A 23,629-nucleotide genomic window follows, 5' to 3' on the forward strand; every position below is an offset into this window, starting at 1 on the left:
TTAGAATCAGGGCGTCCTCGCCCGGAATAGTTAGCATGTTTTGGTTACTGGCGATTCTCGCCTACCTGCTCGGCTCTCTGTCCTTCGCCATTTTGCTCAGCCGCCTCACGGGTAATCCCGACCCGCGAATGAGTGGTTCGGGTAATGCCGGCGCCACCAACATGCTGCGCCTGGCCGGCAGAAAACTCGCTGTCCTGACCTTGCTGGGAGACCTGTGCAAGGGCTTGCTACCCGTGCTGATCGCCAACCTCGCAGGACTTTCACCGCACCAACAGGCCTGGATCGGGCTCTATGCCGTACTCGGTCACCTGTTTCCACTGTACTTTCGCTTCCGTGGTGGCAAAGGTGTCGCCACCGCCGCCGGCATGCTGCTGGGACTCTATCCCCCAGCCGCATTGCTAGCCGTCACCGCCTGGGCGCTGACCTTCTACCTCACTCGCACCAGCTCGCTGGCGGCCTTGATTGCGACGCCCCTGACCCTGCCACTGCTGGCCTGGCAAAAGCCTGAGGCGCTGCTGCCGATGAGCGTGCTCACGTTGCTGATCGTCTGGCGCCATCGCGGCAATTTACGCGACCTGTTTGCCGGGCGCGAACGGCATTTTTGAATCCCGCAAATGAGACTTTTTCAACTTGACGGGCGCCTGCACACTGATCAAAGCGCTGACAACTGCTCCATCGGCCAGCGCGCCTGCACACTAATCGCCAGGCTTTCCTGCTGCCCGGCCTGCAAACGCTGACAGCCAGCAAAAGCAATCATCGCGCCGTTATCGGTACAAAACTCAGGACGGGCATAAAACACATTGCCCTTCATTTCAGCGAGCATTTTTTCCAGAGAAGCCCGTAACGCCTTGTTGGCGCTCACGCCTCCGGCAATCACCAGACGCTTGAGACCGGTCTGCTTCAAGGCCCGTTTGCATTTGATGGTCAGAGTTTCCACCACCGCCTGCTGGAACGCGAGAGAGATGTCGCAACGGGTTTGCTCACCGTCGTCTCCAGCGCTGACGCACTGCTGCCAAGTGTTTAACGCAAAGGTTTTCAAACCACTGAAGCTGAAATCCAAACCAGGGCGGTCAGTCATAGGCCGGGGAAACACAAAGCGCCCCGCCAGACCTTGAGTCGCCAGACGCGCGATCTCGGGACCGCCAGGATAATTCAGGCCAATCATCTTCGCTGTCTTGTCGAATGCCTCGCCGGCAGCGTCATCCAGAGTCTCGCCCAACAGCTCGTATTGGCCGATGCCATCGACCCGAACCAACTGGGTGTGACCGCCGGAAACCAACAAAGCGACGAACGGAAACTCCGGCGGCTGCTCTTCTAGCATAGGCGCCAGCAAGTGGCCTTCCATGTGATGCACGCCCAGGGCTGGAATCCCCCAAGCAAAGGCCAGCGCCTGGGCACAAGAAGCACCGACCAGCAAGGCACCTACCAAGCCGGGACCGGCAGTGTAGGCTATAGCATCGATCTCGGTGGCCACGCAGTCCGCCTCCGCCAGCACCTGGCGGATCAGCGGCAGCATGCGCTTGACGTGATCACGGGAGGCCAGCTCCGGCACCACACCACCGTAGACGCGATGCAAGTCGATCTGACTGAACAGCGCGTCGGCCAGCAGGCCGCGCTCACTGTCGTAAAGCGCGACGCCGGTTTCGTCGCAGGACGTTTCTAATCCCAGTACTAGCATGGGTTTGCGCCTTGTAGAGGCTGAATTCGAAGGCGCGCATAATAGTCGCCACTCCCGCGCCCGACCAGCGGTTTTCGATCAGAGGCTTTGCATTCCGAGCGTTGAGGGGTTAACATCCGCAACCCTTAAAAACCGACGACCTCAGCCGCGATTTTGCGACGAGAACGTTGACCCCGGTAATGAATGAAGGTAGCTCTGGATGCCAGCCGTCAAAGTTAAAGAGAACGAACCCTTCGACGTAGCTCTGCGTCGTTTCAAGCGCTCCTGCGAAAAAGCCGGTGTTCTGGCTGAAGTTCGTAGCCGCGAATTTTACGAGAAGCCGACTTCTGAGCGTAAGCGCAAAGCAGCTGCTGCTGTTAAGCGTCACGCCAAGAAAGTTCAGCGCGAACAGCGCCGCGCCGTACGCCTGTACTAATACACAGACGTTCGCTGCAAGCTTCTGCCAAGCCCGGCCCTCAGCCGGGCTAATGGCATTTGCGGAATACGCTTGATGCTTCACCGTCCAGGCCGCCCATGCGACCCAGACGAACTGCTTCACCACGTCAGACCTGGCTTTTAGCCAGCGGTGCACGTCTTTTCTGACGAGCCTTCCAAGGCTACTGACGAGCACACCCTTACTGACTCCTACAGACGATCAGCCCAAGGCGCCCTTCTCCAGCGCCCGCTTAATGAGCTATCCGAGGCCTCCCAACCGCCACTGTCGGATTCAGCGCACCACCTTCACCAGTCGAATACTGATGAGAACTAACGTCAGTGGATGTTCGGCAGATACACTTCCCGACTGCGATCACGCCGAAAACCTGCTTCGAGCCGCGTAATGCCTACGCTTCGTCGTCCCGGTTTTTTTCGACAGCATCGCCAGGGCTATTTTTCCGCGCAGTGATGACGAGAACGCCATGGCCGGGCTCATTCCCCAGAGCTTTATTGACGACCTTCTGAACCGCACCGACATCGTCGATGTTGTCAGCTCGCGCCTGCAGATCAAAAAAGCCGGCAAGAACTACACGGCTTGCTGCCCCTTTCACAAAGAAAAGACCCCTTCCTTCAGCGTCAGCCCCGACAAGCAGTTCTACTATTGCTTCGGTTGCGGCGCGGGCGGCAACGCCCTCGGCTTCATCATGGACCACGACAACCTGGACTTCCCCCAGGCCGTCGAGGAACTGGCGAAAGCCGCCGGCATGGAGATCCCTCGCGAGGAAAGCGGGCGCAGCCAACGCAAACCGCGGCAACCCACGGACTCGCCGCTGTACCCACTGCTCAACGCCGCCGCCGACTACTATCGCCAGGCGCTGAAAAGCCATCCTGCGCGCAAGGCTGCGATCGACTACCTGAAAGGTCGCGGCCTGACCGGCGAAATTGCTCGGGACTTTGGCCTGGGCTTTGCTCCGCCCGGCTGGGACAACCTGTTCAAGCACCTGAGCAGCGATACCCTGCAGCAGAAAGCCATGATCGATGCCGGACTGCTGATCGAGAACGCCGAAACGGGCAAGCGCTATGACCGTTTTCGCGACCGCGTAATGTTCCCGATTCGCGATACGCGCGGCCGCATCATCGCTTTCGGTGGCCGCGTTCTGGGGGACGACAAGCCCAAGTACCTGAACTCCCCGGAAACCCCGGTATTCCACAAAGGCCAGGAACTTTACGGCCTGTTCGAGGCCCGCAAGAATAACCGCAACCTCGATGAAATCATCGTCGTCGAAGGCTACATGGACGTGATTGCCCTGGCCCAACAGGGGCTGCGCAACGCCGTGGCCACTCTGGGCACCGCCACCAGCGAGGAACACCTCAAGCGCCTGTTCCGCATTGTACCCAACGTGCTGTTCTGCTTTGACGGCGACCAAGCCGGACGCAAGGCCGCCTGGCGCGCCCTGGAAGCCACCCTGAGCTGCCTGCAGGACGGACGCCGCGCACGCTTCCTGTTTCTTCCCGAAGGGGAAGATCCGGACACTCTGGTCCGTTCCGAAGGCACCGACGCTTTCCGCGCCCGGATCAATCAGCACGCGCAGCCGCTGGCGGATTACTTTTTCCAGCAACTGATCGATGAAGCAGACCCGCGCTCCCTAGAAGGCAAGGCCCATCTGGCCACGCTGGCAGCGCCACTGATCGAAAAAATCCCTGGCGCCAACCTGCGAACCCTGATGCGCCAGCGCCTGACCGAAATCACCGGCCTGACCAACGAAACGGTCACCCAGTTGGCGCACAATACTCACTCGGAAGCGCCGCCGATCTACGACGCTGGCATCGATTACGACGCCATGCCGGATTACACCGACTACCATGAGCCCCACCAGGAGGCTTATGTTCCTCAGCAAGAATGGACAACAAAGAAAAGCGGCGCCGGTAAAAAGTGGGAAAACAAGCCCTGGGACAAGAATGGCAAGGGCAAGCGCCAAGGAGATCGCGACCAACCCCGCGGCCCACGCATCCCCGCAGCAGTAGAGCCGCCTACCCTGGCAGCCCTGCGCACCTTACTGCACCACCCGCAACTAGCAGAAAAAGTTGAAGATGCCGGACATTTTGCCGATGACGACAACACCAATACTCAACTGTTGGTGGCCCTGATCGAAGCAGTGCAGAAAAATCCTAAGCTACGCTCTATTCATCAATTGATGGCGCGCTGGCACGGCACCCAGCAAGGGCATCTGCTCACCGCACTGGCGGAAAAAGAGTGGCTGATCGACGGAGACAACCTTGAACAACAATTTTTCGACACCATTAATAGCTTGTCCGCTCGCCAACGCGAGCGCGTTTTAGAGCAACTTCTCAGGAAATCGCGTCAAAGCGAGCTCAGCAGCGAAGAGAAAAAACAGCTGGTTGAGCTTCTAAAACGCAATGTTCCCGCATCTAACCCGACCTCAACTGGCGCGTGAGGTCATAGCTCGGGTATAATCCTCGGCTTGTTTTTTGCCCGCCAAGACCTTCAGTGGATAGGGTGTTATGTCCGGAAAAGCGCAACAGCAGTCTCGCCTCAAAGAGTTGATCAGCCGTGGACGTGAGCAGGGTTACCTGACTTACGCGGAGGTCAACGACCACCTGCCGGAGGATATTTCAGATCCGGAACAGGTGGAAGACATCATCCGCATGATCAACGACATGGGGATCAACGTATTCGAGAGTGCTCCGGATGCGGATGCCCTTTTGTTGGCCGAAGCCGACACCGACGAAGCAGCAGCTGAAGAAGCCGCCGCAGCGTTGGCGGCTGTGGAAACCGACATCGGTCGCACTACCGACCCAGTGCGCATGTACATGCGCGAAATGGGCACGGTAGAGCTGCTCACACGTGAAGGCGAAATCGAAATCGCCAAGCGTATCGAAGAGGGCATCCGTGAAGTGATGGGCGCAATCGCGCACTTCCCAGGCACGGTTGACCACATCCTCTCCGAATACACTCGCGTCACCACCGAAGGTGGCCGCCTGTCTGACGTTCTCAGCGGTTACATCGACCCGGACGACGGCATTACGCCGCCTGCCGCCGAAATACCGCCGCCTGTCGACACCAAAACCGCGAAAGCGGATGACGACAGTGACGACGAAGAAGCTGAAGCAACCGAAGACGAAGAAGAAACCGAAAGCGGTCCGGATCCTGTCGTCGCCGCACAGCGCTTTGGCGCTGTCTCCGATCAGATGGAGATCACCCGCAAGGTGCTGAAAAAGCACGGCCGCGAGAACAAGCAAGCCATTGCCGAGATGCTGGCCCTGGCTGAGCTGTTCATGCCGATCAAACTGGTACCGAAGCAATTCGAAGGCCTGGTTGAACGTGTTCGCAGCGCCCTGGATCGTCTGCGTCAGCAAGAACGCGCCATCATGCAACTTTGCGTGCGTGATGCCCGCATGCCGCGCACTGACTTCCTGCGCCAGTTCCCAGGCAACGAAGTCGATGAAAGCTGGACCGAAGCCCTGGCCAAAGGCAAGAGCAAGTACGCCGAAGCCATCGCTCGCCTGCAGCCGGACATCATCCGTTGCCAACAGAAACTGAGCGCTCTTGAAGCCGAAACCGGCTTGAAGATCGCCGAGATCAAGGACATCAACCGTCGCATGTCGATCGGTGAGGCCAAGGCCCGCCGCGCGAAGAAAGAGATGGTTGAAGCGAACTTGCGTCTGGTGATTTCCATCGCCAAGAAGTACACCAACCGTGGCCTGCAATTCCTCGATCTGATCCAGGAAGGCAATATCGGTCTGATGAAAGCTGTGGACAAGTTTGAATACCGCCGCGGCTACAAGTTCTCGACTTATGCCACCTGGTGGATTCGTCAGGCGATCACTCGCTCGATCGCCGACCAGGCACGCACCATCCGTATTCCGGTGCACATGATCGAGACGATCAACAAGCTCAACCGTATTTCCCGGCAGATGTTGCAGGAAATGGGCCGCGAACCGACCCCGGAAGAGCTGGGCGAACGCATGGAAATGCCTGAGGACAAAATCCGTAAGGTATTGAAGATCGCTAAAGAGCCGATCTCCATGGAGACGCCGATCGGTGATGACGAAGATTCCCATCTGGGCGATTTCATCGAAGACTCGACCATGCAGTCGCCAATCGATGTCGCCACGGTTGAGAGCCTTAAAGAAGCAACTCGCGACGTACTGTCCGGCCTCACTGCACGTGAAGCCAAGGTCCTGCGGATGCGCTTCGGCATCGACATGAATACCGACCACACCCTTGAGGAGGTAGGTAAGCAGTTCGATGTCACTCGTGAGCGAATTCGTCAGATCGAGGCCAAGGCGCTACGCAAGTTGCGCCACCCGACGCGAAGCGAGCATCTACGCTCCTTCCTCGACGAGTAAGCCCAGAACCCCCAGCCCTGCTGGGGGTTTTGCTTTTTGTCTCTCCTCGCGACCCTCGCTGTCCAGGCCGTCTACACTCGAAACATTCCACGTGCCATAAAGAGATGGTTATGCCCAGACTGTCGGCCATGCTCCTGCTGGCGCTGCTCACTTGGAGCACAATGGCTGGTGCACTGACTCTCACAGAAGAAGAACGTAGCTGGCTCAAAACTCACCCGGAGTTGCGTCTGGGTGTGGATGCGTCTTGGCCGCCCTTCGAGTATCGAGATGAACAAGGCCGCTATCAGGGCCTGGCAGCCGACTATATCGAACTGATCCAGGAACGCCTGTTGGTAGCCCTCAAACCCGTCGAGCCTGCCAGCTGGACTGCGGTGCTTGAGGACATCAAGCAAGGCAAGCTGGACTTGCTACCCGGCATCATGTCGACCCCGGAACGCCAGAACTACATTGCCTTCACCCGCCCCTATCTCGACTTTCCCATCGTCATCCTTGCTCACGAAGGCGGCGCGCAACCCCGAAAACTCCAGGACCTGTACGGACTCAAGGTCGCCGTGGTGAAGAACTACGCTCCCCACGAGTTACTGCGCAGCAATCACCCGGACCTGAACCTGGTGGCCTTGCCCAATGTCAGCTCAGCCCTCCAGGCCCTGGCCACCGACGAGGTAGACGCGGTGGTTGGCGACCTGGCCTCCAGCGTCTGGAGCCTGCGCCAACTCAAGCTCGACGGCCTCTACGTCAGCGGCGAAACCCCATATCGCTATCAACTGGCGATGGGCGTACCACGGGACAACAAGATACTGGTGGGCATTCTCGACAAGGTGCTGGCCGATATCAGCCCCGATGAAGTCAATGAGATTCAGCAACGCTGGGTGGGCAATGTGCTCGACCATCGAACCTTCTGGTCAGATGTTCTGCTGTATGGCCTGCCCGGCCTGTTGCTGCTGGTCAGCGTGCTGGCAGTGGTGATCCGTATCAATCGCCGCTTGAGCTCGGAGATCTCTCGCAGAGTGGCGCTGGAACAAGAGCTACGCAGCAGCGAATACCATTACCGTGGCTTGGTCGAGAGCCTCTCGGCGATCGCCTGGGAAGCCAACATCAGCGATTTTACCTACAGCTACGTCTCGCCCCACGCCGAGGCATTGCTGGGCTATCCCCGTTCCCACTGGCTGGTCCCTGGGTTCTGGCGCAACATCATCCACCCTGCCGACCTGACCCGTGCGCAAGCATTCTGCGACCACGAAGTTCAAGCCGGGCGCGACCACAGCCTCGACTATCGGGTCATCACCGCCGACGGCCGCTGCCTTTGGGTACGTGACATTGTCAGCCTGATCGAGCATGGCCAAGAACCGGTGATGCGTGGCCTGATGATCGATATCAGCGAAACCAAGCACACCGAAGAGGCGCAGCGCCTGTCCGAGCAGAAGTTTGCCTCGGTGTTCCAGCAATGCCCGGACATTCTGGTCATCGCGCGTCTGTCCGACGGCTGCCTGCTGGAGGTCAACAAAGCGTTCGAAGAACAGATTGGTCTACCTGCTGAAAGCGTGATCGGCAAGACCGCCACCGATCTGAATATATGGGGAGTCCAGGGCATCGGTCCGAGCCTGTTGCAGCGTTTGCAGGCCGGTAGCATCCGCAATTTGGAGATGCCGTTCCAACGTCACAACGGCCAGACGTTCACTGGCCTGATCTCCGCGGAGCCCTTCGACCTCGATACCACCCCCGCATTGGTAGTGGTGGTACGCGACATCAGCCAGCTCAAAGAAACCCAGCAGCAACTCCAGACATCCGAGGAAAAATTCGCCAAGGCCTTCCACGCTTCACCGGACGGACTGCTGCTGACCCGGCAGCGAGATGGCCTGCTGATCGAGATCAACGAAGGCTTCAGCCGCATCACCGGTTTCAACAGCGCCATGTCACTGGACCGCTCGACCCTGGACCTGGGGATCTGGGTCAATCTCAACGAACGTAAAACGATGCTCGAACTGCTGCAGCGCGACGGATTCGTTCGAGACTTTATCTGCCATATCCGTCGCAGCGATGGGCAAATCCGCCTGTGCGAAGTGTCCAGTCGACCGCTGCCCATTGGCGATGATGACTGCATGCTGACCATTGCCCGAGACATCACCGACCGCCAATTAATGCAGGAAAAGCTGCAGCAGGCCGCCACGGTGTTCGAAAGTACCGCCGAGGGCGTGTTGATCACTGATACTCAGCAGCGCATCAGTGCGGTCAATCGCGCCTTCAGCGAAATCACCGGCTACAGCGAAAGCGAAGCCCTTGGCCATACACCGCGCTTACTGGCTTCAGGCCTGCATGACAGCGCGTTCTACGCCGCCATGTGGCACCAATTGACCCTCGAAGGCCACTGGCAGGGCGAGATCACCAATCGCCGCAAGAGCGGCGAACTGTATCCCAACTGGCTGACCATCAACGCGGTACGTAATAACGACAGGGGGATCACCCATTTCGTCGCGGTGTTTGCCGACATTTCCAGCCTCAAGCACGCCCAGGCGCGACTGGACTACCAGGCTCATCACGATCCGCTGACCGGACTGCCAAATCGCACCTTATTCGAAAGCCGGTTACTGACGGCGCTTAACAGCCAACAAGACAGCGGCGGACAAGGCGCGGTGCTATTCCTTGACCTGGACCGCTTCAAACACATCAACGACAGCCTCGGCCATCCAGTGGGCGACCTGCTGCTCAAAGGCATTGCCGTGCGCCTCAAGGAACAGTTGCGGGACATCGACACCGTGGCCCGGCTGGGTGGAGACGAGTTCATCATCCTGCTCCCGGGCTTGCACCAGGCCAGCGACGCGGACTATATCGCCGGCAAGCTTCTGAACTGCTTTACCGCGCCATTTCAGGCCGGTGAGCACGAGTTTTTCATCAGCGCCAGCATCGGCACTAGCCTCTACCCCGAGGACGGCTGCGACGTTGCTACCCTGATCAAGAACGCCGACGCCGCCATGTACCGCTCCAAGGCCAAAGGTCGTAACCGAGTCGAGCACTACACCCGCGACTTGACGGCCCAGGCCAGCGAACGCATCGCCCTGGAACATGAACTGCGCAGGGCCATCGAGCGTAACGAGCTGTCGCTGTCCTTTCAGCCCAAGATCAGCCTCAGCAACCAGGAGCTGGTAGGCGCCGAAGCGCTGATCCGTTGGCACCACCCCACTTTCGGCGAAGTACCTCCCGAGCATTTCATTCCCCTGGCCGAAGAAAACGGCATGATCCTACTGATCGGCGACTGGGTGCTCGAAAGGGCCTGTCAGCAACTCGCTGCCTGGAGCCAGGACTATGAAAGCTTCGGCCCGCTTTCGGTGAACCTGGCCGGCGCCCAACTGCGCCAGCCCAATCTGTTGGGCCGCATTGAACAACTGCTGCGCGACTATCAGTTGCAACCCGGGGTACTGCAGTTGGAAATCACCGAAAACTTCATCATGAGCCAGGCCGAAGAAGCCCTGGAAGTACTGCATCAACTCAAGAGCCTGGGGGTGCAGCTGGCCATCGACGACTTCGGCACCGGCTACTCGTCCCTGAGCTACCTCAAGCGCCTGCCCCTGGACTTCCTCAAGATTGACCAGTCGTTTGTCCGCGGCCTGCCGGACGACCCGCACGATGTAGCGATCGTCCGCGCCATCATCGCCCTGGGCAGGAGCATGCAGTTCACAGTGATTGCCGAAGGCGTGGAAAACCAAGAGCAGCAAACCTTCCTGGCCCTTGAAGGCTGCGAGCAGATCCAAGGCTACATCGTCAGCTTGCCCCTGGAGCCCCTGGAGTTTTGCACAACCTTCCTACAGATCCGGGTTTCCGATTTTTCGGATAGCACAGCCGAGAAACCATCGTTATAATCCGCCGCCTACTGAGGGCCTATAGCTCAGTTGGTTAGAGCAGAGGACTCATAATCCTTTGGTCCACGGTTCAAGTCCGTGTGGGCCCACCACTTTGAAAGCCGCGCATTGCGCGGCTTTCGTGTTTCTGGCGGGGCCATCACAGCTACAGTCAACGTTCTATCAAGACAATCTCGAAATCATGCGCCTACTGTTTGTTGAGTTTGGTTCAAGGTCTGGGCTCAGACCTATCGGAAGTCACCGACGTCTACAAGCATCACGCGAAATACTTCTGGGCTTCTGCACGTGGTGAGCGCACCGAGGGGCATCCCGATTATCATCAGCCGCCTTCAAGCTCGTGAGAGAGGTGCAGCGGGATTCCGCGATTGCAGTTTGATTGCACGCCCTTAACCCCAGCGCAATGCAGAAGTTGTCGACGGAGCTTTACACGGTCACAGCATATCCCAGCCGTGTTTCGTGCGGAGGCGCCTCGGCCTAACGTCTGCAAAACCGACGCGCTCGATGTGTTGTTACCGGGGAGTTGGCTTGCTGGCGATGAGACCCGTGCAGACGTCAAATTCCCCCGGGGTCTCACATCAAAGACCGTTTGCATCTTAGTCACCGCTTGTAGAAAATCATCGTCTTTTTGCACGAATGGATACGCGCATGAGGTTCGAGAAGACCACGCAGTACAGGTCCGAGGAAGGGATCGTCTTCAATCTGTCTCAAATCACCCTCATGGAAAGCGACCGAGGTCGCCTGCGCGAGCTGCACTTTGGCGAAGCGAAACGCGCCCATTACCAGGTCAACAGCATGGTCGTCGATATGTACGACCGAATGCAGGCTCGAAACCTGCCATGCCTGCTGACAGTCTGCATTTCCAATCCCCTGACCCGGCAGCAGGCCGACGCTATCACTACTATGCGCGGCAACGTCGCCAAGGGAATTGCTGCGGCCTCAGGTGGCGTTGCCGGGAGGGTAGGTGCGTTGGGCGGGCCACTCATTGGCTGGGCTTCAGGTGCAGTCGTGACGACAGGTATCAACTGGTACCTCAAAGGGACCCTGCCGAACCTTCATGCAGGTGACGTGCTGGTCAGCATCGAGGGGGAGGTCCATGGCGGGATTGGCCCACAACGCTCTGTCGTGACGCTGGTCATCAAGGTCTGAGGAACTGCACATGCCCTACATCATGCAAACTGTCGTCCTTCTGGTGCTGGGCGCGATCCTCGTTCAGTTTCTGAAACCATACCCGCTGCGCAAGTGGCTGGGTTTGGCGCTGCTGGCAACGGGCTTGGTCAGCATCTTCAAGGTTGGTGAGCAGCAGGTGCTGGGCTTTGACCTGGAGCTGCTAGCGTTGCTGGCCGTGCCGCTGGGCGTAGTGCTTTTCCTGACGCGGCGGCGATTCACGGAGAGGGACTGAAGCCCTTGCACGATTTCTCGGTGCCGACTCTGACCCAAAATCATATGGGACAACCGTCGATCAACAGCGCGTTGATCGATAATCTTAGCGTTGGACCTTGCAGGCGGATTGGGGGGGCCTTTGAACATACTGGTAACTTCTAACGTAGGTTAGATGCCGTCAAAATCACTGCTAAATGATGGGTGGCGGCTGTAACGCAGGCCAGGTGCAGTCGGAAATGTGTCATGCCACATTGGTTGGCCCGATCCATGTGCGCAAACGATCTTCAGGGTTATTCTGCGCCAACAAGAAAGAAACCTTAGATTTTGCGAAACGCACTCATCCTCTTCTGTTTGACGGTGCCGCTGGCTGGCTGTGAAGCGATCATGTTCGGGAACCTGATAGTGAGCTGCGCGATTCGACCTGAGCCGGTATTGCTCCCTGATAACCTGCCAGCCGCCACAGTCGGTGTGCCTTACAACGTACGACTTGAAGTGATCAATACCTCGACGCCCGTTCGTGGCATTTATGTGAGTGATACCTACGCCCTGCCTGAAGGGCTTTGGGTTGAGCAGCAAGACCACGATGTACAGGGACGCATCACTGGTACGCCACTTAAAGCGGGCACGTATGAAGTGCGCGTATCCGCCGGTACTTATGGCACCCAGTGTGCGGGGCTTAGAGCAAGCCGCGTTTACAGGCTCAAGGTCACGGAGTAATGGGCGCTCGGCGAGCGCCGGGAGCATTTTCGACTTGCGGCTGCCGCGCCCCAAATTGATCGGAGCCTCTCTAGGGCCACCCAATGCCGAGAAGCCTTGTACCCTTTTCACCACAGCGCATTTTCTGCCGGCGGCAGCCAGGCTTTGCCCGAGGCATGTAACATGCTCGCTCCCTCGATCACCGTGCTGGAGCCCATCTTGTCCGATAGCCGCCCACCCGTTCTTGATGAAGTCGACCGGCAGTTGATCGCAGCCTTGCAGATCAACGCTCGCGAAAGCGTGGCTATGCTGGCCCGGCAGTTGGGCATTGCCCGTACCACTGTGACCTCACGTCTGGCCCGGCTGGAGAAGACCGGGGTCATTACCGGTTACGGGGTACGGTTAGGTCAACGAGTGGTCGATGGCGGTTTGCAGGCGTATGTGGGAATCAAGGTTCAGCCAAGGTCCGGCAAGGAAGTCTTGCGTCGCCTGAGCGGCATGGCCCAGGTCCAGCAGTTGTGTGCGGTCAGCGGCGAGTTCGACTACGTAGCCTGGCTGCGCACGGACTCGCCGGAGCAACTGGACCAGTTGCTGGACCAGATCGGCAGCGTCGATGGCGTGGAAAAAACCACCACCTCGATCATCCTCAGCAGCAAAATCGACCGCGGGCATGCGCTCTAGCACGCCCGCTATCATGTAGGCCACTCGTCTATATGATGCAGAACTTCGTCATATTGACAATTAACAGTACATAACGACGACAGATTGCGTCTTATTTACGTGTTCCACCCTCTCTAAAATGGCTGCCATCTTTTCCTATACTCAGCACCTTGCTGAGCCGCCCGCGAAGGTCAGCCATGAACAAGAACAATCGCCATCCTGCAGACGGTAAAAAACCGATCACCATTTTCGGCCCGGATTTCCCTTTCGCCTTCGACGACTGGATCGAGCACCCCGCTGGCCTGGGCAGTATCCCCGAAGCCCAGCACGGCACCGAGGTGGCCATTGTCGGTGCCGGCATCGCCGGGTTGGTGGCGGCCTATGAGCTGATGAAGCTGGGCCTCAAGCCGGTCGTCTACGAGGCCTCGAAGATGGGCGGACGGCTACGTTCCCAGGCCTTTGAAGGCGCGCAAGGCATCATCGCCGAGCTGGGGGGCATGCGCTTCCCGGTGTCGTCCACGGCCTTCTATCACTACGTCGACAAACTCGGCCTAGAAACCAAACCTTTCCCCAACCCACTGACTCCGGCGTCGGGCAGCACCGTCATCGACCTCGAAGGCCAGACCCACTACGCACAAAAACTCGCCGACCTGCCGGCGCTGTTCCAGGAAGTCGCCGACGCCTGGGCCGACGCCCTGGAGGACGGTTCGCGCTTCAGCGAGATCCAGCAAGCCATCCGCGATCGCGACGTGCCACGCCTCAAGGAGCTGTGGAACACCCTGGTGCCGCTGTGGGACGACCGCACCTTTTATGACTTTGTCGCCACCTCCAAGGCCTTCGCCAAGCTGTCGTTCCACCACCGTGAGGTGTTCGGCCAGGTGGGCTTCGGCACCGGTGGCTGGGACTCGGACTTCCCCAACTCGATGCTGGAAATCTTCCGCGTGGTGATGACCAACTGCGACGACCACCAGCACCTGGTGGTCGGCGGTGTCGAGCAGGTGCCCCTGGGCATCTGGCGTCACGCCCCCGAACGCTGCGCCCACTGGCCGGCCGGGACCACTCTCAGTTCGCTGCACAACGGCGCGCCACGCACTGGGGTCAAGCGCATTGCTCGGGCCGCCGGCGGGAGCTTCAGCATCACCGACAACTGGGGCGACACTCGGGAGTACGCGGCGGTGTTGACCACCTGTCAGAGCTGGCTGCTGACCACCCAGATCGAATGCGAGGAATCGCTGTTCTCGCAAAAGATGTGGATGGCCCTGGACCGTACGCGCTACATGCAGTCGTCGAAGACCTTCGTCATGGTCGATCGCCCCTTCTGGAAGGACAAGGACCCGGAGACCGGCCGCGACCTGATGAGCATGACCCTCACCGATCGCCTGACCCGCGGCACCTATCTGTTCGACAACGGCGACGACAAGCCAGGGGTGATCTGCCTGTCCTACTCGTGGATGAGCGATGCTCTGAAGATGCTGCCGCAGCCCGTGGAAAAACGCGTGAAATTGGCCCTGGACGCACTGAAGAAGATCTACCCGAAAGTGGATATCGCCAGCCGCATCATCGGCGACCCGATCACCGTGTCCTGGGAGGCCGATCCGCATTTCCTTGGCGCCTTCAAGGGCGCGCTGCCAGGCCACTACCGCTACAACCAGCGGATGTACGCGCACTTCATGCAGGACGACATGCCGGCCGAACAACGGGGTATTTTCATTGCCGGCGACGATGTGTCCTGGACCCCGGCCTGGGTCGAAGGCGCAGTGCAGACCTCGCTCAACGCCGTGTGGGGAATCATGAAACACTTCGGCGGCGCCACCCATCCGGAGAACCCAGGACCAGGTGATGTGTTCCATGAGATCGGACCGATTGCCCTGGCGGATTAAACAACCGGGCACTGTACGCTGGAAGCCCTTTATGGGGCTTATCGCAATCTGCGACAGCCGCTACAGTGGCCGGTCAGCCTGTCAGAGGAGTGAAGACCATGCGTGTCGCCTTGTACCAGTGCCCCCCCATGCCGCTGGATGTGGCTGCTAACCTGCAACGCCTGCGCCGGGTGGCCATGGAAGCCACTGATGCTGATCTGCTGGTGCTGCCGGAGATGTTCCTGAGCGGCTACAACATCGGACTCGAAGCGGTGGCTGCGCTGGCTGAAGCCCAGGACGGCCCATCGGCCCAGCGCATCGCGGCTATCGCTCAAGCCGCCGGCACGGCGATCCTCTATGGCTACCCGGAACGCGGCAGTGATGGCCAGATCTACAACGCCGTGCAACTGATCGATGCCAACGGCCAGCGCCTGTGCAATTACCGCAAGACCCATCTGTTCGGTGACCTGGACCACTCGATGTTCAGCGCTGGCGACGACGACTTCCGCCTGGTGGAGCTCAACGGCTGGAAGTTGGGTTTCCTGATCTGCTACGACATCGAGTTCCCGGAAAACGCCCGGCGTCTAGCCCTGGCCGGGGCCGAACTGATCCTGGTGCCGACAGCGAACATGATTCCCTACGACTTCGTCGCCGACGTGACGATTCGTACCCGGGCCTTCGAGAACCAGTGCTACGTGGCATACGCTAACTACTGTGGACGGGAAGATCAGATTCGCTATTGCGGTCAGAGCAGCATCGCCGCCCCCGACGGCCACCGAGTCGCCCGAGCCGGACTAGACGAGGCGTTGATCATGGGCACTCTGGAGCGTCAGCTAATGAATGAGTCCCGGGCGCTCAACCACTATCTGGCTGATCGCCGCCCCGAGCTCTACGCCGACTTGAGTAAGCGCTGAGTCAGAAAATTCCGCTAGCATGAGCGCTTCTCTGTTCTGGAAGTGCCCATGCCCGCGCTGAACCACCCTTCGCACCACCTTGAAACCCTGGCCAACGGCTTGCGGGTTTCCCTGCGTCATGCACCCCACCTGAAACGCTGCGCCGCGGTGCTGCGAGTGGCGGCTGGCAGCCATGATGTTCCTTTGGCCTGGCCGGGCCTTGCACACTTTCTTGAGCACCTGCTGTTTCTGGGCACCGAACGCTTTCCTGCCGAACAAGGGTTGATGGCCTACGTGCGCGCTCAGGGCGGACAGTTGAACGCCAAAACCTGTGAACGCAGCACCGAATTCTTTTTCGAACTGCCGCTGAGCACCTTTGCCGGCGGCCTGGAGCGCCTGGGCGACATGCTCGCCCGACCGCGCCTGACACTTGAGGACCAGCGTCGCGAGCGAGAAGTGCTGCATGCGGAATTCATCGCCTGGTCCCGGGATGCGGCCGCGCAACGCCAGTTCGCACTGTTTGACGGCCTCTGTGCCACACACCCACTGCGGGCCTTTCATGCCGGTAACCGCTACAGCCTGAACCTGGCCAACCCGGCCTTTCAGCAAGCGCTGCGCCAGTTCCATCGCGATGTCTACCAAAGCGCACAAATGACCCTGAGCCTGGCGGGCCCGCAGCCGCTGGTGCGACTGCGTGAACTGGCCGAGCGTTTCAGTGCCGACTTGCCGAAAGGCCAGCGCCTTGAGCAAGGCTCGCCACCGGCGCTGATGTGCAATGGAGCCCAGAGCTATCAATACCTCAAGGCACAACGCCTGGATCTGCTGTTGCCCCTGGAGCGATTGCCCGAAGGGGCCGCGTCGGCACTGGACTTTCTCAGCACCTGGTTGCAATCGGCCAAGCCTGGGGGGTTGCTCGCCGAACTCCAGCAACGCCGGCTGGCCCACAGCCTGAAGGCGGCCACACCGTATCAGTTTGCCGGGCAGGCGTTGCTGCACCTAGAGCTGGACCTGAGCAGCGAGGCGCCAACGGCACCGACACAGATCCGCGAACTGTTGAAAGAATGGCTGGGGTTCTTCAGCGCTCAGGCCGACTGGCCAGGACTGCGCGCGGAGTATGCCTTGCTGCAACAACGCCAGCACCGGATCGTCGGCGCTCTGGAACTGGCACGCCGGGACAGTCGACAAGCCGCCGACGAGCTGGATGAGCAGGCCCTCGACGCCCTCAAGCATGTGCTCAAGCAGCTACAGCCGCAGGCGGTGGAACACTTCGGCAACGACTGGCAACTGCCCGCCGCCAATCCGTTCCTGCGCAGCATGGCCGAGGCCCCGCGAGCAGGGCTGATACGTGGCCAAACCAGCGCTCACCGAGGCTTACGTACCTTTGCCCAGGATCGCTCCCGTGGCCGCAGAGAAAGCTCGGCGCTGAACATCAGTCAGGCGCTGCCCGTAAACGGCGACGAAGGGGCACTGATGCTGCGCTGGCGTTTGGCGGCACCAGCCGCCGCCGGCCTGCATGCCCGGTTGCTTCGCGACCTGGCCCCGCTGCGCAGCGATGCCCGCCAGGCAGGCGTGGAACTGAGTTTTTCGACCTGTGGCCAAGACCTGCTGCTGAAACTGAGCGGCCTGCATCAGCCCCTGCCGGCGGTGCTGCATCAAGCCTTGAGCGTCCTGACCCGGCCCCACGAAACCTGCGCCCCAGGAAGCGAAAGGCCTCACGACGAGGCACCGCTGATGCCGATTCGTCAATTGCTCAGGGACTTCACCGAGCAACCGTGCCCCGGCGGCGCACCATCGCCAGCACCAGAGACACGGCAAGCGCTGTGGGCCGGGGCCCGCTGGGACGGTCTGGCGCTGGCCCTGCCGAGCACGGTTCAGGACGCGGTTAGCCGGGCACTGCATGCCGTCCCGGGCACGGCGGACGCCAGCCTCTGCCAGCCGGCCTCGCCCAGGGTGAGCTACCACTGGCAACGGCTACCCGCAGATGCCAGTGAACATGCCTTGCTGCTGTTCTGCCCGACGCCGACTGCCCACCTTGAGGATGAAGCGGCCTGGCGCCTGCTGGGTCAACTCTGTCAGACGCCGTTCTACCAGCGCCTACGCGTCGAACTGCAATTGGGTTACGCGGTGTTCAGCACCCTGCGCCAGCGCAACGGCCAAACCGGCCTGCTGTTCGGTGTGCAGTCCCCCAGCGCGACGCCCACGCAAATACTCCAGCACCTTGAGACGTTTCTCCAGCGCCTACCCGAGCAGTTGCAGGCGCTCGCCGAACACACCTGGACTGATCAACAACGGGCCCTAGCCTGCCAGTTCCAATCCGAGTTCCTGCCTGTGGATCAAGCGGCGGACTTGCTCTGGCAAGCGAAACTGGCCGGCCACCCGTCGGATTACCTGCAGCAGCTACAGGTTCATATCAACGCCCTCTGCCCCGCCGCGGTGACCCAGGCCGCCGAGTCCCTGATGGCCGCTGCCGGTGGCTGGCAAGTTCTGGCCACCGGCCCTGGTCCCGGATCACCCTGGCAAGAGACCGTATGATCATTACCGGCGCTGCAATGAGCTTTCTTCAGAATTGCGGGCAACCTTCTACGGGAATTTAGTAACATAGCCTCCTAAGCATCTGAACATCTCCCGCCGGAGGTGGACTATATGTATAGGCAATACTCGTCCCACCCACCTCAAAGGAGCATTTTTATGACTTGGTCCAAACCTGCTTACACCGACCTGCGTATCGGCTTCGAAGTCACCATGTACTTCGCCAGCCGCTGATTTCTGCCTCTGGCCAGAAAACGCAGCGCAACGCCTCGGTCCGTCCGGGGCGTTTTTATTTTCAGTTCTACGTCTTTTTTCCCTGGGAGCGTCCATGTTTGTCCAGATTCTAGGTTCCGCCGCCGGCGGTGGTTTTCCGCAGTGGAACTGCAACTGCGTGAACTGCGCAGGGTTTCGCGACGGCAGCCTGCGGGCCCAGGCTCGCACCCAATCGTCCATCGCGATTTCCGATGACGGGGTGAACTGGGTACTGTGCAATGCCTCCCCGGACATCCGCGCCCAACTGCAGGGTTTTGCCCCCATGCAACCGGGCCGTGCACTGCGCGACAGCGGGATCAGCGCCATCATCCTCATGGACAGCCAGATCGATCACACCACCGGTCTGCTCAGCCTGCGCGAAGGCTGCCCGCATCAGGTCTGGTGCACCGACATGGTCCACGAAGACCTGAGCACCGGTTTCCCTCTGTTCAAAATGCTCAGCCACTGGAACGGCGGCCTGAGCTGGAACCGCATCGAGCTCGACCAGAGCTTCACGGTTCCGGCCTGCCCCAACCTGCGCTTCACCCCACTGCCTTTGCGCAGTGCTGCACCGCCCTATTCGCCCCATCGTTTCGATCCGCACCCAGGCGACAACATCGGCCTGATCGTCGAAGACCTGCGCAGCGGCGGTAAGCTCTTCTACGCGCCGGGCCTGGGCAAGGTGGACGCGCCGCTGCTGGAGATCATGTCCGCCAGCGACTGCCTGCTGCTGGACGGCACCCTGTGGGAAGACGATGAAATGCAGCGCCGGGGCGTCGGTACCCGCACCGGCCGGGAAATGGGCCACCTGGCCCAGAACGGCCCGGGCGGCATGCTCGAAGTGCTGGAACAGCTGCCCCGCCAGCGCAAGGTGCTGATCCACATCAACAACACCAACCCGATCCTCGACGAAGACTCCGCCGAACGTGCCGAACTGGTACGCCGAAAGGTGGAAGTGGCTTACGACGGAATGAGTATTGAGCTGTAGGGCGAATCGCCCACAAGCTCGACCCAAGCGCCCTGGCCCCTTTGCTTATGAGCGGGCTTGCCCGCGAAAGGGCACCCTCCGGAGAACACACATGACCGACACCCCGCTGTCCGCCGCCGAATTCGAACAGGCACTGCGCGCCAAAGGCGCCTACTACCATATCCATCACCCCTATCACGTGGCGATGTATGAAGGCCGGGCGACCCGCGAGCAGATCCAGGGCTGGGTTGCCAACCGCTTCTACTACCAGGTGAACATCCCCATGAAGGACGCGGCGATCCTCGCCAACTGCCCGGACCGGGAAGTTCGCCGCGAGTGGATTCAGCGCCTGCTGGACCACGACGGCGCCCCCGGCGAAGACGGCGGCATCGAGGCCTGGTTGCGCCTGGGGCAAGCCGTGGGCCTGGACCCGGACCAACTGCGTTCCCAGGAATTAGTCCTGCCCGGGGTACGCTTTGCCGTCGACGCGTACGTCAACTTCGCCCGTCGCGCCAGTTGGCAGGAGGCGGCCAGCAGCTCGCTGACCGAACTGTTCGCCCCGCAGATCCACCAATCGCGCCTGGACAGCTGGCCCCAGCACTATCCCTGGATCGACCCGACCGGCTACGAGTACTTCCGCACCCGCCTGGGCCAGGCCCGGCGCGATGTGGAACACGGTCTGGCCATCACCCTGCAGCACTACACCACCCGTGCCGGCCAGGAACGCATGCTGGAAATTCTCCAGTTCAAACTGGACATCCTTTGGAGCATGCTCGATGCCATGAGCATGGCCTATGAGTTAAACCGCCCGCCCTATCACAGCGTCACCGATCAGCGGGTCTGGCATAAAGGGATCCCCCTATGAGTTTCGACCGCAGCAAAACCCCACGCTGGCGTCCCGGCTACCGCTTCCAGTATGAGCCGGCACAAAAAGGCCATGTATTGCTCTACCCGGAAGGCATGATCAAGCTCAATGACAGCGCCGCGCTGATAGGCGGCCTGATCGACGGCGAGCGTGACGTGGCAGCGATCATCCAGGCGTTGGAAGTGCAGTTCCCCGGAGTGGCCGAGCTCGGTGACGATATCGAGCAGTTCATGGAGGTCGCCCGTGCCCAGCACTGGATCGAACTCGGCTGAGTCGGTGTCGCTGCCCGACAAACCGGAAGTCGGCCTGCCACTGTGGCTGCTGGCCGAGCTGACTTATCGCTGCCCACTGCAATGCCCCTACTGTTCCAATCCGCTGGACTTTGCCGAGCAGGGCAAGGAGCTGAGCACCGAACAATGGATCAAGGTATTCCGTGAAGCGCGGGAGATGGGCGCTGCGCAGTTGGGCTTCTCCGGTGGCGAACCGCTGGTGCGCCAGGATCTCGCCGAGTTGATCGGCGAGGCGCGCAAGCTGGGCTTCTATACCAACCTGATCACCTCCGGCATCGGCCTCACCGAACAGAAGATCAGCGACTTCAAGAAAGCCGGCCTGGACCATATCCAGATCAGCTTCCAGGCCAGCGACGAGCAGGTGAACAACCTGCTGGCCGGCTCAAAGAAAGCCTTCGCCCAGAAGCTGGAGATGGCCCGCGCGGTCAAGGCCCACGGCTATCCGATGGTGCTGAACTTCGTCACCCATCGGCACAATATCGATAGAATCGACCGCATCATCGAGCTGTGCATTGCCCTGGAAGCCGACTTTGTCGAACTCGCTACCTGCCAGTTCTATGGTTGGGCCCAGCTCAACCGTGTTGGTCTGTTGCCCACCAAAGAGCAACTGGTGCGCGCCGAACGCATCACCAACCAATACCGCACCAAGCTGGAAGCCCAAGGGCATCCCTGCAAGCTGATTTTCGTCACCCCGGACTACTATGAAGAGCGCCCCAAGGCGTGCATGAACGGCTGGGGCAGCCTCTTCCTCACCGTGACCCCGGACGGCACCGCCCTGCCCTGCCACGGCGCGCGGCAAATGCCGGTGCAGTTCCCCAATGTGCGCGATCACAGCATGCAGCACATCTGGTATGACTCTTTCGGTTTCAATCGCTACCGCGGCTACGACTGGATGCCGGAGCCGTGCCGCTCCTGCGACGAGAAGGAAAAGGACTTCGGTGGCTGTCGCTGCCAGGCCTTCATGCTCACCGGGGATGCCGGCAACGCCGATCCTGTGTGCAGCAAATCGGAACACCACGGGATGATTCTCAAGGCCCGCGAAGAAGCCGAAACCGCCACCCAAACCATTGAGCAACTGGCCTTTCGCAATGAACGAAACTCACGCCTCATCGCCAAGGGTTGAGCCCTTCAGCGCCAACCAGGCCACCGCCGCCGGAACCGATTTTGCCGAGCTGCAACTGACGCCCCACGGCCTGTTCTGGAATGAATACCGTCCCGCAGACGCCAGTTGCCGGATCTGGCATTGGCAGCAAGGCCAGGCCCGCTGCCTGACCCCGGCGGGTTTCAGCGCCCGCAGCCGCGTCTATGAATATGGTGGCGGCGCCTTCTGCATCAGCGGCGCACACCTGGTGTTCGTCAATGACGCGGACCAGCAGCTGTATCGCCAGCCCCTAGCGGGCGGCGCGCCAGAAGCCCTGACCCAGGGCGTTTGCCGCTACGGAGATCTGCAGGCTCACGCCGATCAGGTCCTGGCCGTGGAAGAGTGCGCCAACGAGCACCGGCTGGTGGCCATCGACCTCCACGACGGGCGTCGGCAGTTGCTCGCCGCCGGGGCCGACTTCTATGCCGCTCCGACCTTGAGCGCCAACGGCCAACGCCTGGCCTGGATCGAATGGGATCGCCCTCATCAGCCCTGGACCTGCACTCGCCTGATGCTCGCCGAACGCCACGGCGACGGCACCTGGGGTGAGCCGCGCTGCGTGGCCGGAGACGGCGAGCAGGAATCCCTGCAGCAGCCACGCTTCGACCAGGACCAGCAACTCTACTGCCTGACCGATCGCCAGGGCTTCTGGCAACCCTGGGGCGAGTCCGGCAGCGGCTTGCGCCCGCTGCCCTGTACCGCGGCCGATCACGCTCCAGCACCCTGGCAGCTGGGCTGCAGGACCTGGATGCCCCTGGGCGGTGACGCCTGGTTCGGCAGCTGGACCGAGAATGGCTTCGGCCGTCTCGGTGTGCACCACGCCGACGGTGCGCAACAGGACTTCAGTGGCGACTACAGTCGCTTTCGCGGCCTGGCGCTGGATCAGCGCTACCTGTATTGCATCGCCGCCTCCCCCGTCAGCCCCTCGGCGGTGATCACCATCGAGCGCGAAACCCAGCAGGTACAGGTACTGGCCGGCGGCGTGGCGCCGCTGCCGGCGGAATGCATCAGCCGTCCGCAAACCCTGTGCTACCCCAGCGGTGACGGCCTGGCCCACGGTTTCTTCTATCCGGCCATGAACGGGGTCAACCGAGCGCCTCTGGTGGTGTTTATCCATGGAGGCCCCACCTCGGCCTGCTATCCGATCCTCGATCCGCGCATCCAGTTCTGGACCCAGCGCGGCTTCGCCGTGGCCGATCTGAACTACCGTGGCAGCAGCGGCTATGGCCGGGCCTATCGCCAAGCCCTGCACCTGCGCTGGGGCGAAGTGGATGTGGAAGATGCCTGCGCGGTGGTGTCCTACCTGGACCAGCAAGGGTTGATCGATCCACAACAGGCGTTCATCCGTGGCGGCAGCGCGGGGGGCTACACCACCCTCTGTGCCCTGGCTTTCGCCAAGACGTTCTGTGCCGGCGCCAGCCTGTACGGGGTCAGCGACCCCATTGCCCTCACCCGTTCCACGCACAAGTTCGAGGGCGACTATCTGGACTGGCTGATCGGCGATCCAGAGCAGGACAACGAGCGCTATCTGGCGCGCACGCCGCTGCGGTACGCCAGCAACATCAGCGTGCCCGTGGTGTTTTTCCAGGGTGAGTTGGACGCCGTGGTGGTGCCCCAGCAGACCCGCGACATGCTCAAAGCGCTCCAGGATCAGGGCATTGCTGCCGAGGCCCACTATTACCCGGATGAACGCCACGGCTTTCGCAAGGCGGACAATCAGGCTCACGCGCTGGAACAGGAATGGCGGTTTTATCAGAAGGTGCTGCAAGCCCAATGCTGA

19 protein-coding genes and 1 tRNA gene are annotated in these 23,629 nt (G+C 60.6%); 19 read left to right on the forward strand and 1 reads right to left on the reverse strand.

Features of this window, described 5'->3' with window-relative positions; all coding sequences use genetic code 11:
- Positions 1 to 35 precede the first annotated feature (35 nt).
- Positions 36 to 605, forward strand: coding sequence for a glycerol-3-phosphate 1-O-acyltransferase PlsY (gene plsY, locus PLD_RS01740; protein ID WP_159889229.1), 570 nt, complete (start codon positions 36 to 38; stop codon positions 603 to 605).
- Between the two features lie 47 nt (positions 606 to 652).
- On the opposite strand, the gene tsaD is transcribed toward plsY, so the two are convergent.
- Entirely contained in the window at positions 653 to 1,678 is a 1,026-nt protein-coding gene (tsaD, locus tag PLD_RS01745) for a tRNA (adenosine(37)-N6)-threonylcarbamoyltransferase complex transferase subunit TsaD (RefSeq protein WP_159889231.1), read from the reverse strand.
- Positions 1,679 to 1,877: 199 nt separating this feature from the next.
- Here tsaD and rpsU point away from each other — a divergent pair, with 199 nt between their 5' ends.
- From rpsU to PLD_RS01835, 18 genes are all read left to right on the forward strand, one after another.
- Positions 1,878 to 2,093 (forward strand): 30S ribosomal protein S21, encoded by a 216-nt coding sequence (rpsU, locus tag PLD_RS01750; RefSeq protein ID WP_002551877.1) that lies wholly within the window; start codon positions 1,878 to 1,880, stop codon positions 2,091 to 2,093.
- 481 nt (positions 2,094 to 2,574) lie between these two features.
- Positions 2,575 to 4,548, forward strand: coding sequence for a DNA primase (gene dnaG, locus PLD_RS01755; RefSeq protein ID WP_159889233.1), 1,974 nt, complete (start codon positions 2,575 to 2,577; stop codon positions 4,546 to 4,548).
- A 67-nt stretch (positions 4,549 to 4,615) separates the two neighbouring features.
- Entirely contained in the window at positions 4,616 to 6,463 is a 1,848-nt protein-coding gene (gene rpoD / locus PLD_RS01760) for an RNA polymerase sigma factor RpoD (protein WP_159889235.1), read from the forward strand.
- 110 nt (positions 6,464 to 6,573) lie between these two features.
- On the forward strand, positions 6,574 to 10,317 hold the full coding sequence (locus PLD_RS01765) for a bifunctional diguanylate cyclase/phosphodiesterase (protein ID WP_159889237.1): 3,744 nt from the start codon (positions 6,574 to 6,576) through the stop codon (positions 10,315 to 10,317).
- 15 nt (positions 10,318 to 10,332) lie between these two features.
- Positions 10,333 to 10,409: transfer RNA gene (locus PLD_RS01770), tRNA-Ile, on the forward strand.
- Positions 10,410 to 10,962: 553 nt separating this feature from the next.
- Positions 10,963 to 11,463 carry a hypothetical protein gene (locus PLD_RS01775; RefSeq protein ID WP_178116100.1) on the forward strand — a complete coding sequence of 167 codons (501 nt, stop codon included), beginning with the start codon at positions 10,963 to 10,965 and terminating at the stop codon, positions 11,461 to 11,463.
- Between the two features lie 10 nt (positions 11,464 to 11,473).
- Positions 11,474 to 11,716, forward strand: coding sequence for a hypothetical protein (locus tag PLD_RS01780; protein ID WP_095185049.1), 243 nt, complete (start codon positions 11,474 to 11,476; stop codon positions 11,714 to 11,716).
- A 305-nt stretch (positions 11,717 to 12,021) separates the two neighbouring features.
- The gene (locus tag PLD_RS01785) at positions 12,022 to 12,414 is read left to right on the forward strand and encodes a putative Ig domain-containing protein (RefSeq protein WP_159889239.1); all 393 of its coding nucleotides are present in this window, start codon (positions 12,022 to 12,024) and stop codon (positions 12,412 to 12,414) included.
- A gap of 198 nt (positions 12,415 to 12,612) precedes the next feature.
- Complete coding sequence (locus PLD_RS01790) at positions 12,613 to 13,074, forward strand: Lrp/AsnC family transcriptional regulator (RefSeq protein WP_159889738.1); 462 nt, start codon at positions 12,613 to 12,615, stop codon at positions 13,072 to 13,074.
- A gap of 176 nt (positions 13,075 to 13,250) precedes the next feature.
- Positions 13,251 to 14,933, forward strand: coding sequence for an NAD(P)/FAD-dependent oxidoreductase (locus tag PLD_RS01795; protein WP_159889241.1), 1,683 nt, complete (start codon positions 13,251 to 13,253; stop codon positions 14,931 to 14,933).
- Between the two features lie 98 nt (positions 14,934 to 15,031).
- Entirely contained in the window at positions 15,032 to 15,826 is a 795-nt protein-coding gene (locus PLD_RS01800) for a carbon-nitrogen hydrolase family protein (protein WP_159889243.1), read from the forward strand.
- A 48-nt stretch (positions 15,827 to 15,874) separates the two neighbouring features.
- Positions 15,875 to 18,337, forward strand: a complete 2,463-nt coding sequence (pqqF, locus tag PLD_RS01805) for a pyrroloquinoline quinone biosynthesis protein PqqF (RefSeq protein ID WP_159889245.1) — start codon at positions 15,875 to 15,877, stop codon at positions 18,335 to 18,337.
- Positions 18,338 to 18,493: 156 nt separating this feature from the next.
- Positions 18,494 to 18,568, forward strand: coding sequence for a pyrroloquinoline quinone precursor peptide PqqA (pqqA, locus tag PLD_RS01810; protein WP_003194766.1), 75 nt, complete (start codon positions 18,494 to 18,496; stop codon positions 18,566 to 18,568).
- A gap of 94 nt (positions 18,569 to 18,662) precedes the next feature.
- Complete coding sequence (pqqB, locus tag PLD_RS01815) at positions 18,663 to 19,574, forward strand: pyrroloquinoline quinone biosynthesis protein PqqB (RefSeq protein ID WP_159889247.1); 912 nt, start codon at positions 18,663 to 18,665, stop codon at positions 19,572 to 19,574.
- A 91-nt stretch (positions 19,575 to 19,665) separates the two neighbouring features.
- Positions 19,666 to 20,418 (forward strand): pyrroloquinoline-quinone synthase PqqC, encoded by a 753-nt coding sequence (pqqC, locus tag PLD_RS01820; protein ID WP_159889249.1) that lies wholly within the window; start codon positions 19,666 to 19,668, stop codon positions 20,416 to 20,418.
- Complete coding sequence (gene pqqD / locus PLD_RS01825) at positions 20,415 to 20,690, forward strand: pyrroloquinoline quinone biosynthesis peptide chaperone PqqD (RefSeq protein ID WP_102861941.1); 276 nt, start codon at positions 20,415 to 20,417, stop codon at positions 20,688 to 20,690. The genes pqqC and pqqD overlap by 4 nt, the downstream gene beginning before the upstream one ends.
- Positions 20,662 to 21,831 (forward strand): pyrroloquinoline quinone biosynthesis protein PqqE, encoded by a 1,170-nt coding sequence (gene pqqE, locus PLD_RS01830; RefSeq protein WP_159889251.1) that lies wholly within the window; start codon positions 20,662 to 20,664, stop codon positions 21,829 to 21,831. The genes pqqD and pqqE overlap by 29 nt, the downstream gene beginning before the upstream one ends.
- A complete protein-coding gene (locus PLD_RS01835; protein ID WP_159889253.1) occupies positions 21,797 to 23,629 on the forward strand; it encodes a S9 family peptidase in 1,833 nt (610 codons plus the stop codon). The genes pqqE and PLD_RS01835 overlap by 35 nt, the downstream gene beginning before the upstream one ends.

The organism is Pseudomonas sp. LD120 (assembly GCF_009861525.1).
Taxonomy (GTDB): domain Bacteria; phylum Pseudomonadota; class Gammaproteobacteria; order Pseudomonadales; family Pseudomonadaceae; genus Aquipseudomonas.

Excerpts from the sequence above, each read along its gene's own strand:
- dnaG (WP_159889233.1), top strand. The coding sequence starts at position 2,575 with ATGGCCGGGCTCATTCCCCAGAGCTTTATTGACGACCTTCTGAACCGC.
- pqqF (WP_159889245.1), top strand. The coding sequence starts at position 15,875 with ATGCCCGCGCTGAACCACCCTTCGCACCACCTTGAAACCCTGGCCAAC.
- PLD_RS01835 (WP_159889253.1), top strand. The coding sequence starts at position 21,797 with ATGAACGAAACTCACGCCTCATCGCCAAGGGTTGAGCCCTTCAGCGCC.
- tsaD (WP_159889231.1), bottom strand. The coding sequence starts at position 1,678 with ATGCTAGTACTGGGATTAGAAACGTCCTGCGACGAAACCGGCGTCGCG.
- rpoD (WP_159889235.1), top strand. The coding sequence starts at position 4,616 with ATGTCCGGAAAAGCGCAACAGCAGTCTCGCCTCAAAGAGTTGATCAGC.
- pqqD (WP_102861941.1), top strand. The coding sequence starts at position 20,415 with ATGAGTTTCGACCGCAGCAAAACCCCACGCTGGCGTCCCGGCTACCGC.
- plsY (WP_159889229.1), top strand. The coding sequence starts at position 36 with ATGTTTTGGTTACTGGCGATTCTCGCCTACCTGCTCGGCTCTCTGTCC.
- PLD_RS01775 (WP_178116100.1), top strand. The coding sequence starts at position 10,963 with ATGAGGTTCGAGAAGACCACGCAGTACAGGTCCGAGGAAGGGATCGTC.
- rpsU (WP_002551877.1), top strand. The coding sequence starts at position 1,878 with ATGCCAGCCGTCAAAGTTAAAGAGAACGAACCCTTCGACGTAGCTCTG.
- pqqC (WP_159889249.1), top strand. The coding sequence starts at position 19,666 with ATGACCGACACCCCGCTGTCCGCCGCCGAATTCGAACAGGCACTGCGC.
- PLD_RS01800 (WP_159889243.1), top strand. The coding sequence starts at position 15,032 with ATGCGTGTCGCCTTGTACCAGTGCCCCCCCATGCCGCTGGATGTGGCT.
- pqqB (WP_159889247.1), top strand. The coding sequence starts at position 18,663 with ATGTTTGTCCAGATTCTAGGTTCCGCCGCCGGCGGTGGTTTTCCGCAG.
- PLD_RS01780 (WP_095185049.1), top strand. The coding sequence starts at position 11,474 with ATGCCCTACATCATGCAAACTGTCGTCCTTCTGGTGCTGGGCGCGATC.
- PLD_RS01795 (WP_159889241.1), top strand. The coding sequence starts at position 13,251 with ATGAACAAGAACAATCGCCATCCTGCAGACGGTAAAAAACCGATCACC.
- PLD_RS01765 (WP_159889237.1), top strand. The coding sequence starts at position 6,574 with ATGCCCAGACTGTCGGCCATGCTCCTGCTGGCGCTGCTCACTTGGAGC.